This is a genomic window from Kitasatospora sp. NPDC004289, assembly GCF_053602875.1.
Genome location: NZ_JBSGEL010000003.1, coordinates 231,734 through 241,405, shown reverse-complemented (window position 1 = coordinate 241,405; position 9,672 = coordinate 231,734). Strand labels below are relative to the sequence as shown.

Genomic DNA, 9,672 nt, shown 5'->3' with positions numbered 1-9,672 from the left:
GGCGGGCCGGAGCGGTGTCCGCTCCGGCCCGCCCGCGGCGTCCGGTAGTGCTACCAGCGGTACCAACGGCCGCGGCTGCCGGAGGCACCGGTGCTCCGGGCGAGGAAGCCGACCAGCCAGAACACCAGGACGATCACCGCCACCCACCACAGGGCCTTGAGGGCGAAGCCGGCGCCGAACAGGAGCAGAGCGAGCAGCAGGACGAGCAGAAGCGGAACCATGAGGACCTCCCAGGTCGGTGTCGGGGGCCCGCCTGCCCGCTCCGGTCGAACCCATGCACGGAGGTTCCGGAGCGAGCGGGGCCGTCGGAGTGAACGTGGCGACCGAAGCGGAGTGGAATCCCGCCGGCGGGGCAGCCGGTCCGCACGACGTCGGGAAGCAGTCCTGGCGCACCGCCTGACCACTCGTCACGAGGGGGAGTGTTGGACACTGCCAGGACCGTCGCCCACCGCCTGAGCATCCGGATGCCGGACAGCGCGCATCCGGACCTGCTGCTGCCGGGCCGCCTGGTCTACGACTCGGCCGACCCGTACGCGGTCGAGCTGGTGGTGGCCGACTCGGGGCCGTACCGGATCGACGGACCGCCGGTGCGCTGGAGCTTCGCCCGCGAGCTGCTTGACCAGGGGCGCCGGACGCCGGCCGGCCTGGGCGACGTCCTGGTCGCGTCCGGCCCCGGCGGCTCGGTGCTGATCGAGCTGCGCGGCGGGGTGGGCGTCGCTGTGCTGAGCGTGCCGGGCGAGCAGGTGAAGCACTTCCTGGAGGACTCGTACGCGCTGGTCCCGCCGGGCGAGGAGGCGCTCCACCTCGACGTGGACGGCTGCCTGGCCAGGTTGCTGTGGTGATCCCGGCGCCACGGGGTAGGCGGTGACCGTCGAGGACCAGGACGGAGGCCGGGTGTGATGGGTGATCAGGCGATGCGGGCGACGGGCTGGGCCCGGTCCTTCCCGGTCAGCGGCGGGGTGCGGGCGGGGCGGCGGTGGACCCGGCAGCACCTCGACACGCTCGGCTGGACCGTGCACGAGCCCGAGACGGCGGACGCCGTCCTGCTGGCCGTCTCCGAGCTGCTCACCAACGCGCACCGCCACGCGGGCAGTGACGCCTGCCTGGTGCTGACCTGGGACGGCCGCCGCCTGGAGGTGAGCGTCCACGACGCCTCCCCGGTCCCGCCGGTGCCCCGCAGCCCCGACGCCACCGCCACCGGCGGCCGCGGCATCGGGATCGTGGCCGCCCTCGCGGACGCCTGGCACACCCGCCTCCAGACCGACGGCAAGACCGTCACCGCCGACTTCAGCCCCCCGGAGCGGTAGGGCCCGTCCGACGGTCGGCAACCTGCGAGGATGCGTCAGGTACCGGTGCACGGCCGGTCGGTGGCGGTGAGGTGCGTGCACGGTGGAGATCGACGGTTGGCTGTCGGAGCGCGAGGTCGCGGCGGAGCAGGCGGTCGGAGGCGACTTCGACCTGTCCGCCTGCGTCCGTGAGGAGATCCACCTGCTGGGCGGCGTGCAGTCCCACGGGACGCTGCTCGCGGTCGACACCACCACCGGCCTGGTGGACACCGCCGCCGCCAACGCGGGCGAGCTGCTCGGAGCGCCCGGCCGCTCCCCGGTCGGCCTCCCGGCGGAGGAGCTGCTCGGTGCCCGGCAGTACGCCGAGGCCGTGGAGGCCGCCGAGGATGAGGGCGGCGCGGCGGCCCTGCTGCCGATGGTGCTGGAGGGAGCGGGGGAGGGCGGGCGGCGGACGGTGGACGTGACGGTCCACCGCGACGGCCCGCTGCTGGTGCTGGAGTTCGAGCCGAGGACCGAGCCGCAGTTCCGCTTCGACGGTTTCTACCGGGGCGTGCGACAGGCCCTCAAGCGCCTGCAGAAGTCCGGCACCGTCCTGGAGTGCTGCGAGGCCGCGGTGCGCGAGGTGCGTGCGCTGACCGGCTTCGACCGGGTGGTCGCCTACCGCTTCGACGGCGAGGACGGCCCGGGCGAGGTGCTGGCGGAGGACGCCGCGGCGGGCCGCGACCCGTGGCTCGGCCTGTGGTTCCCCGCCACCGACATCCCGCCGCAGGCCCGCCGCCTCTACCGGGAGAACTGGATCCGGGTGATCGCCGACGTCGAGGACCCGACGGTCGGGCTGGAGCCACCGCTGCGCCCGTCCACCGGACGGCCGTTGGACCTGTCCGGAGCGGTCCTGCGCACCGTCTCCGGCTTCCACCTGGAGTACCTGCGCAACATCGGGGTGCGCTCCTCGATGTCGGTGTCGATCCTCTTCGAGGGCCGGCTCTGGGGCCTGATCGCCTGTCACGGCGACCGGCCGAACCGGCTGTCGCCCGAACTCCGTGCCGCCTGCGAGTTCTTCGGCATCGCCTTCTCGCTGCAACTCGCGGCGATCGCCGAGCGCGAGCGGTCCGAGGCCGCCGAGGCGGCCCGCGCCGCGGTGGACCGCGCCTGCGAGCGGCTCTCGCCGGACCTGGCCGCCTTCGTCCTGGCCGAACGCGAGGCGCTGTGCGAACTCGTCGGCGCCCAGGGCGTGGTGCTCCACCGGGAGGGGGTGGCGGTCGGCGACGCCGACGCACTCCCCGGCCCGCTGCTGGCCGACCTGGCCGGCCTCGCCGACCGCGCGGGACGGGCCGGCGGCCAGGGGCGTTCCGGGGTCTGGGCCACCGACCGGCTGTGGGAGGAGCTGTACGGCGAGGACGGCCGCCCCGACCCCGACCGGCCGCTCCCGCCCAGCGGGGTGCTGCTCACCCCGCTCTCCGAGGAGGGCGACTTCCTGCTCTGGCACCGGGGCGAACGGACCGTCACCCGGCGCTGGGCCGCCGACCCCCGGCACCCGGTGCGGGTCGGCAGCCGGGGCGAACGGCTCACCCCGCGCGGCTCCTCCGCCGTCTTCGAGGCCACCGTGCGCGGCCGCAGCGAGCCCTGGGGGACCGCCGACCTGCTGGCTGCCCGCGAGCTCGGCCGCACGGTCACCGCCCGGATGCTCCGGCACACCACCGAACTCGCCCGGCTGAACGCCGAACTCGCCCGCTACAACGAGGACCTGGACTCCTTCGCGCACGCCGCCGCGCACGACCTGAAGGAGCCGCTGCGCGGCATCGCCAACGCGGCGGCCTTCATGGCCGAGGACGCCGGCGACGGCCTGGACGGCACCTCGCGCCGCCGGCTGCGCACCGTCCAGCGGCTGGCCACCAGGATGGACGACCTGCTGAACTCGCTGCTGCACTTCGCCCGGCTCGGCCGGGCGGGCCTGCGGCTCGCCCCGGTGTCGCTGGACACCGCCCTGGACGAGGCGCTGGAGGTGGCCGGGCCGAGGCTCGCCGAGCAGCTGGTCACCGTGGAGCGCCCGGCGGCCCTGCCCGAGCTGGTGGCCGACCGCGACCGGCTGCACGAGGTGCTGGTCAACCTCCTGGTGAACGCGGCCAAGTACGCGGCCGACCCGGGCAAGGTGGAGCGCCGCACGGTCGAGGTCGGGGTCGGCGAGCGGGTGCCGCCGGGAGGTGGCGCGCCGGTGCGGGCGGTGGTGGTCCGGGACAACGGGATCGGGATCCCGGCCGACCAGCAGCAGGAGGTGTTCGAGCTGTTCCGCCGGCTGCACCACCGGGACGAGCGCGGCGGCGGATCGGGCGTCGGCCTGGCGGTGGTCAAGCGCATCGTCGAGCGGCACGGCGGTCTGCTCTGGCTGGACAGCGCCCCGGGCCGGGGCACCGAGGTCTGGTTCACCCTGGCCGGCCGGACCGACGCACCGTCAGCCGGTCAGCCGGCCCCCTCGCCCAGCCAGTAGTCGACCGCTCCCCGCAGCACGGTCTGGAACAGCTCGAAGTTGACCGGCTTGTAGACGTAGCTGTCGGCCCCGGCCGCGTAGCAGGCGTCCACCTCCGCCGGTGCCGTGGAGGAGGTGAACACCACCACCTTCACCTCCCGCAGCTCGGGCCGGGCCCGGATGTCCGCCAGGACGCCGTGCCCGCCGCGCCCCGGCATGTTGAGGTCCAGCAGCACCAGGTCGGGCGCCGGGCGGCCGGGGTCGAGCAGCCGGGGGAGGGCGGCCTCGCTGCGGGCCAGGAACTCCAGCCGCAGCAGCGGGTGCGAGCGGCCGAGGGCGCGCATGATCGCCTCGGTGTCCTCCTCGGAGTCCTCGACCACCAGGACGAGTGCCGGATCGTTCATCGTGCCCCTCCGGGTGCCGGGTCGTTCGTCGTGCTCCTCGCGCCGCCGGGTCGCGGGCCGGCGGCCGGCAGACCGGCCACCAGCACCGCCGTGTCGTCCGTCCCCGCAGCGGTGAACTCGGTCGCCTCCCGGGTGAGCCGTTCGGCCAGTTCGGCCACCGACAGGTCGCGCAGCTCGGTCAGCCGGCCGCGCAGGTGCGCCTCGAAGAAGACGCCGTCCGCGTCCCGGGCCTCGGTCAGGCCGTCGGTGAACATCACCAGCCGGTCGCCCCCGCCCAGCCGGACGGTGCACTCCTCGTACGTGACGTCCTCCACCACCCCGAGCAGCAGGCCGCGGGCCGGCACCTCCTCGACCGTGCCGTCGGCCCGCAGCACCAGCGGCGGCGGGTGCCCGGCGTTGGCGGCGCGCACCGTCAGCCCGTCCCCGTGCCACCGCAGCACGCAGGCCAGCGCGGTGACGAACCGTGAGGTGGCGGCCGAGTGCAGGGCGCGGTTGAGCCGGCTCAGGGCCGGGGCCGCACCGGTGCCGTCCTCCAGCACCGTGCGCAGGGTGTGCCGGGCCAGGCCGGTCAGCGCGGCGGCCGGCGCCCCGCGGCCGCAGACGTCGCCGACCAGCAGCGACACCTGCCCGTCCGGGCCGGTCACCACGTCGTAGAAGTCGCCGCCGACCTCCAGCATCGCGTCGCCGACCCGGTGGGCCGCGGCGAACTCCAGGCCCGGCACCTCCGGCAGCCGGGCGGGCAGCAGGTGGCGCTGGAGCGAGAGCACGTCCTGCCGGCGCTGCTCGTAGCGGGCCGCGTTGTCGATCGCCAGCGCGGCCCGGGTGGCCAGGTCGGCGCGGAACTCCTCCTGCGGGACCCGGTCCCGGCTGTACAGGAAGGTGACGGTGCCCAGCGTCCGGCCGTGGGCCCGGAGCGGATCGACCGTCACCGCCCGTACCGCGCCCGCGGCGGCGGCCGGGCCGAACGGGCCGCCCGCGAGGTCGGCCGGTCCGAGCCGCAGGCCGCGCGGGGAGCGGCCGGCCCGGGTGAGCACGCCGCTCATCCACGGGTCGGCCGGATCGACCGCCGTCAGCTCCGCCTGCCGGCGGGCGCTGACGTGCACCTGGGCGACGGGCGTCGGCTCCCCGTCCCGGAGCAGGTGGACCAGGCAGCCGTCGGCCACCGCCGGCACCGCGATCCGGGCCACCCGCTGGAGGGTCTCGCCGATCTCCAGCGAGGACCCCATCTGCAGCGAGGCCTCGGCCAGGATGGCGTCCCGGGCCAGCCGCTCCTCGCGGCCGCGCTGCTCGGCGATCCGCTGCTCGCAGCAGGCCGCCACGTCCCTGGCCTGGGCCAGGCAGGCGGCCCCCCGCGCGGCGGCGTCCTCGTCCGCGACCCCCAGCACCACCGTGCCCCAGCCGCCCTCGTTCAACGGGAAGAGCGCCTCCACCGCCAGCGGTGCCCCGCTCGCCCGCAGCGCCGCCGCCTCGGGCCGGTGCGACCCGGCCGGGTCCGCCGGGTCCAGCCGGCGCACCTGCCAGCCGTCGGCGGGGCGGCGGCCGTCCGAGGGGTGGAGCGCGGGGTCCGGGTACTCCCAGCGCGGCTCGGGCTCACCGGGCAGCAGCAGCCGCAGGTAGCGCACCCGCTGGTCCGCGCCCCACCGGGCCCCGGCCACCACCAGGACGCCGGGCTCGGCGGCCAGCGCGCGGAACAGCTCCGCGGTCAGCGCGGTGACGTCCGTCGCCGAGGTGGCCAGGCTCCACAGCCGGTGCAGGTGCCCGCTCCACGCCATGCCCACGCCCTCGCGTCCTGTCGGTGTCCGGAGAACCGGTGCCATCGGGTCCTGACCGTCCGTCAGTCGCGGGGCGGGCGGGTGGCGGTGTCGAGGTAGAAGGCGTCGATGCTCTGCACCGCCCGCTCGAACTCGTCCAGGTTGACCGGCTTGGTGACGTACGCGTTGGCGTGGCTGCTGTAGGCGTCCGCGACGTCGTCCGGCGCGGAGGAGGTGGTGAGCACCACCACCGGGATGGTCCGCAGCTCCTCGTCGGTCTTCAGCACCCGCAGCAGGTCCCGGCCGTTCATCCGGGGCATGTTGAGGTCCAGCACGATCAGGTCGGGGCGGACCGCCCCCGGCGCGCGCAGGTGCTCCAGCGCGGCGATCCCGTCGGTGACCTGGACCAGGTTGCGGGCACCGCGCTCGGCCAGCGCCTCCTCGATGAGCAGGGCGTCGGCCGCGTCGTCCTCGACCAGCAGGACGTCGAAGGCGCGGGCGGGACTGGTCATCATCAAGGTCTCCGTGGGTGCTTCGGCGGATCGGTCGTGGATGCCCGGCCAGCGCCGCCGGGCGCCCTGGCGGGTGAGGCCGCAGGCCGAGCCCAGCTGCGGGTAGCCGGCCCCGGCCCGGACGGCGGTGGCGGCGGCCCCGCCCTGGAGCCGTTCGGCGGCCCGTTGGACCTGCTCCAGGACGTGCAGCAGGCCCAGCGCGGGCGCCGCCGTCCCGGCCGCCGGGGAGTCCGCCAGCAGTTGGAGCGCGAGGCGGCGCGCCAGCCGGTCCACCGCGGCCTCCGCGATCGCCGCGGTCTCCTCCGTGGTGGCCCGGAGCAGGAAGTTCTTGCCAGGCATGGCGCCACTCTAGGCCGCCTCCCCGACCCGCGACAACAAGTGTTGTCATGATGGCCCTACAGTATGCGCGGGCCACCTCCCCCGGATGGCCGCTACTGGAGGTGCTCAAACCATGTCCGAGGACCGAAGGCCCCCGTCCGCCCGGCCGTCGGCCGCCTGGACCACCCGGCGCTGGCTGCGGACCGGCGCCGCGGTCGCCCTGGCGGTGCTCGCGGTGCTGGGTGTCTCCGGTGCCTGGGTCCTGGACCGGACCCAGGCACTCAGCACCGAACTGGTGGACGTGCGGTCCCCGGCGACGTCGACCTCGTTCCGGCTGGAGTCCGCCCTGCTCAACCAGGAGACCGGCATCCGCGGCTACGGCCTCACCGGCAACCCCGAGTTCCTGACGCCGTACCGGCAGGGCCTGGCGGACCAGCGGACCCACACCGCGCGGCTGGCCGAGCTGCTGCGCGGCAACGCCACCGGGCTCGCCGACCTGACGGCCCTTCAGGACGCGGTCACCCGCTGGCAGCAGGGGACGGCCGACCCGGTCGTCGCCGTCCCGCCCGGCGCCCCGGCACCGCGGGGCGCCGAGTCGGCCGCCGAGGGCAAGGCCGCCTTCGACGCGGTCCGGGACGGACTGCGCCGCCAGCAGGAGCACCTGAGCGCCGACCGGGCCCGGGTCCGCGCGGACCTGCTGTCCACCATGCGGGTGCGCAACTGGCTGTTTGGGACGACCGGCGCGGTCGTCCTGCTGCTCACCGTGCTGGTCTTCGAGGGGCTGCGCCGGGGCGTCACCCGCCCGCTGGAGCGGCTCGGCGCGGACGCCCGGCGGGTCACCGGCGGCGACTTCGGCCACCCCATCACCGCCAGCGGCCCGGCCGACCTCCGGCGGCTCGGCGCGGAGATCGACTCGATGCGCCTGCGCCTGGTGCGGGAACTGGACTTCGCGGAGGAGGCCCGCCGGCGGCTGGACGAGCAGGCCGCCGACCTCCAGCGCTCCAACGCCGAGCTGGAGCAGTTCGCCTACGTCGCCTCGCACGACCTCCAGGAGCCGCTGCGCAAGGTCTCCAGCTTCACCCAGCTGCTCCAGCGCCGCTACGGAGGCCAACTCGACGCCAAGGCCGACCAGTACATCGGCTACGCGGTCGACGGGGCCAACCGGATGCAGGCGCTGATCAACGACCTGCTGGAGTTCTCCCGGGTCGGCCGGGTGCACCAGAGCCACCAGGAGGTCGACCTGGAGCAGACCCTGGAGCGGACCCTGGACGCCCTGAGCGTCTCCGTCGAGGAGGCGGGCGCCCGGATCACCCACGACCCGCTGCCCACCGTGGTGGCCGACCCCACCCAGATGGGGATGCTCTGGCAGAACCTGATCGCCAACGCGGTGAAGTTCCGCCGCCCCGGCGGGCATCCGACGGTCCACGTCTCGGCCCGGCCCGGGGAGGACGGGCTCTGGCACTTCGCCGTCACCGACGACGGCATCGGCATCGCCCCCGAGTTCGCCGAGCAGGTGTTCGTGATCTTCCAGCGGCTGCACACCAAGGACGCCTACGGCGGCAGCGGCATCGGCCTGGCGATGTGCCGCAAGATCGTCGAGTTCCACGGCGGCACCATCGCCGTCGACCCGGAGCACCGCGACGGCACCCGGATCGCCTTCACCCTGGCCGCCGGTCAGGAGGCCCGGTGACCTCCGCCGCCACCGCCCGCCCCGCAGCGGCCGAGGAGCAGCCGGTCTACCGGGTCCTGCTGATCGAGGACGACGAGGCCGACGCGCTCCTGGTCGAGGAACTGCTGCTGGACACCGGCCTGCCCCACGAACTCACCGTCAGCACCACGCTGGCCGACGCCAAGCAGGTCCTGACGGTCCGTCGGATCGACTGCGTCCTGCTGGACCTGCACCTGCCCGACGCGGCCGGCACCACCGCCGTGCGCGAGCTCGCCCCCGAGCACGCGGTGATCGTGCTCACCGGCCTGGCCGAGGCCAGGGCCGGCACCGAGGCGATGGCCGCCGGCGCCCAGGACTACCTGGTCAAGGGCAAGGTCGACCCCGAACTGCTGCGCCGCACCCTGCGCTACGCGGTCTACCGCAGCCGGACCGAACGGGCCGCGATGGAGGCCCGGACCGTCCGGCTGCGGGCGGAGGAGAACGCCCGGCTGGAGCGCGGCCTGCTGCCGCCGCCGATCCTCGGCACCTCCACCGTGCGGGTGACCAGCCGTTACCTGCCGGGCACCGCCATGGCGCTGCTCGGCGGTGACTTCCTGGACGTGGTCGAGGGCGACGACGGCCTGCTGCACGCCGTGGTCGGCGACGTCAGCGGGCACGGCCGGGACGCCGCCGCGCTCGGCGTGCTGCTGCGGATCGCCTGGCGCTCGCTGGTGCTGGGCGGTCACCGGGGCGAGGAGCTGCTGGACCTGATGGAGCGGGTGCTGGTCGCGGAGCGCGGCGGCGACTCGCAGTTCGCGACCTGCACCCTGCTCACCCTCGACCAGGGCGGGGGCACCGCCACCCTGTACCTGGCCGGCCACCACGAGCCGCTGCTCACCACCCCCGCGGGCACCCGCGAGGTGCGCGCCGACCACGGCATCGCGCTCGGCATCCTGCCCGGGCTGCGGAACTGGCCCAGCACGCTCGTCCCGCTCCCGGCGGCCGGCGCCCTGACCCTCTACACCGACGGCCTCACCGAGGGGCACAACGGCGGCACCGGCGAGCGGCTCGGGGTCGAGGGCCTGCTGGCGCTGATCGGCTCCGGCGTCCCGGGTGACCCCGCCGTCCACGTCGACCGGGTGATCGAGCGGGCCCAGGCCCTGAACGACGGCCGGCACACCGACGACCTCGCCGTGCTCCACCTGCAGTGGGACCGCGAAGGACCATCCCCGGGCACCTTCACCAGACCTTCACCATCCGGTGGTGCATGAGCTCCGAAGACGGGGGTA

General features: G+C 75.4%; 9 protein-coding genes. 5 read left to right on the top strand and 4 right to left on the bottom strand.

Translation table 11 applies throughout. The annotated features are described in order from the left end of the window. Positions 1 to 50 precede the first annotated feature (50 nt). On the bottom strand, positions 51 to 221 hold the full coding sequence (locus ACWEPF_RS03555; protein ID WP_345284453.1) for a hydrophobic protein: 171 nt from the start codon (positions 219 to 221) through the stop codon (positions 51 to 53). A gap of 201 nt (positions 222 to 422) precedes the next feature. On the opposite strand from ACWEPF_RS03555, the gene ACWEPF_RS03550 reads away from it, so the two are divergent. The 3 genes from ACWEPF_RS03550 to ACWEPF_RS03540 all read left to right on the top strand — a co-directional run bounded on the left by ACWEPF_RS03550 (position 423) and on the right by ACWEPF_RS03540 (position 3,771). Continuing rightward, complete coding sequence (locus ACWEPF_RS03550; RefSeq protein WP_452171244.1) at positions 423 to 842, top strand: SsgA family sporulation/cell division regulator; 420 nt, start codon at positions 423 to 425, stop codon at positions 840 to 842. A 57-nt stretch (positions 843 to 899) separates the two neighbouring features. Beyond that, on the top strand, positions 900 to 1,307 hold the full coding sequence (locus tag ACWEPF_RS03545; protein WP_452171243.1) for an ATP-binding protein: 408 nt from the start codon (positions 900 to 902) through the stop codon (positions 1,305 to 1,307). An 82-nt stretch (positions 1,308 to 1,389) separates the two neighbouring features. Further along, on the top strand, positions 1,390 to 3,771 hold the full coding sequence (locus ACWEPF_RS03540) for an ATP-binding protein (RefSeq protein WP_452171242.1): 2,382 nt from the start codon (positions 1,390 to 1,392) through the stop codon (positions 3,769 to 3,771). Here the strand turns inward: ACWEPF_RS03540 and ACWEPF_RS03535 are convergent. From ACWEPF_RS03535 to ACWEPF_RS03525, 3 genes are all read right to left on the bottom strand, one after another. After that, positions 3,744 to 4,154, bottom strand: coding sequence for a response regulator (locus ACWEPF_RS03535; RefSeq protein WP_452171241.1), 411 nt, complete (start codon positions 4,152 to 4,154; stop codon positions 3,744 to 3,746). The two genes, ACWEPF_RS03540 and ACWEPF_RS03535, sit on opposite strands and share 28 nt — an antisense overlap. After that, complete coding sequence (locus ACWEPF_RS03530; protein WP_452171240.1) at positions 4,151 to 5,926, bottom strand: PP2C family protein-serine/threonine phosphatase; 1,776 nt, start codon at positions 5,924 to 5,926, stop codon at positions 4,151 to 4,153. The genes ACWEPF_RS03535 and ACWEPF_RS03530 overlap by 4 nt, the downstream gene beginning before the upstream one ends. A gap of 62 nt (positions 5,927 to 5,988) precedes the next feature. Further along, positions 5,989 to 6,756 (bottom strand): response regulator, encoded by a 768-nt coding sequence (locus tag ACWEPF_RS03525; RefSeq protein ID WP_345284443.1) that lies wholly within the window; start codon positions 6,754 to 6,756, stop codon positions 5,989 to 5,991. 112 nt (positions 6,757 to 6,868) lie between these two features. Here ACWEPF_RS03525 and ACWEPF_RS03520 point away from each other — a divergent pair, with 112 nt between their 5' ends. Beyond that, a complete protein-coding gene (locus ACWEPF_RS03520) occupies positions 6,869 to 8,425 on the top strand; it encodes a sensor histidine kinase (RefSeq protein ID WP_452171239.1) in 1,557 nt (518 codons plus the stop codon). Beyond that, positions 8,422 to 9,654, top strand: coding sequence for a PP2C family protein-serine/threonine phosphatase (locus ACWEPF_RS03515; protein ID WP_452171238.1), 1,233 nt, complete (start codon positions 8,422 to 8,424; stop codon positions 9,652 to 9,654). Before ACWEPF_RS03520 ends, ACWEPF_RS03515 begins: the two co-directional genes overlap by 4 nt. Positions 9,655 to 9,672: the final 18 nt, after the last annotated feature.

Bases quoted from the DNA above. Each gene is read 5' to 3' on its own strand.
- ACWEPF_RS03555 (WP_345284453.1), bottom strand. From the start codon at position 221: ATGGTTCCGCTTCTGCTCGTCCTGCTGCTCGCTCTGCTCCTGTTCGGC.
- ACWEPF_RS03545 (WP_452171243.1), top strand. From the start codon at position 900: ATGGGTGATCAGGCGATGCGGGCGACGGGCTGGGCCCGGTCCTTCCCG.
- ACWEPF_RS03535 (WP_452171241.1), bottom strand. From the start codon at position 4,154: ATGAACGATCCGGCACTCGTCCTGGTGGTCGAGGACTCCGAGGAGGAC.
- ACWEPF_RS03530 (WP_452171240.1), bottom strand. From the start codon at position 5,926: ATGGCGTGGAGCGGGCACCTGCACCGGCTGTGGAGCCTGGCCACCTCG.
- ACWEPF_RS03525 (WP_345284443.1), bottom strand. From the start codon at position 6,756: ATGCCTGGCAAGAACTTCCTGCTCCGGGCCACCACGGAGGAGACCGCG.
- ACWEPF_RS03520 (WP_452171239.1), top strand. From the start codon at position 6,869: ATGTCCGAGGACCGAAGGCCCCCGTCCGCCCGGCCGTCGGCCGCCTGG.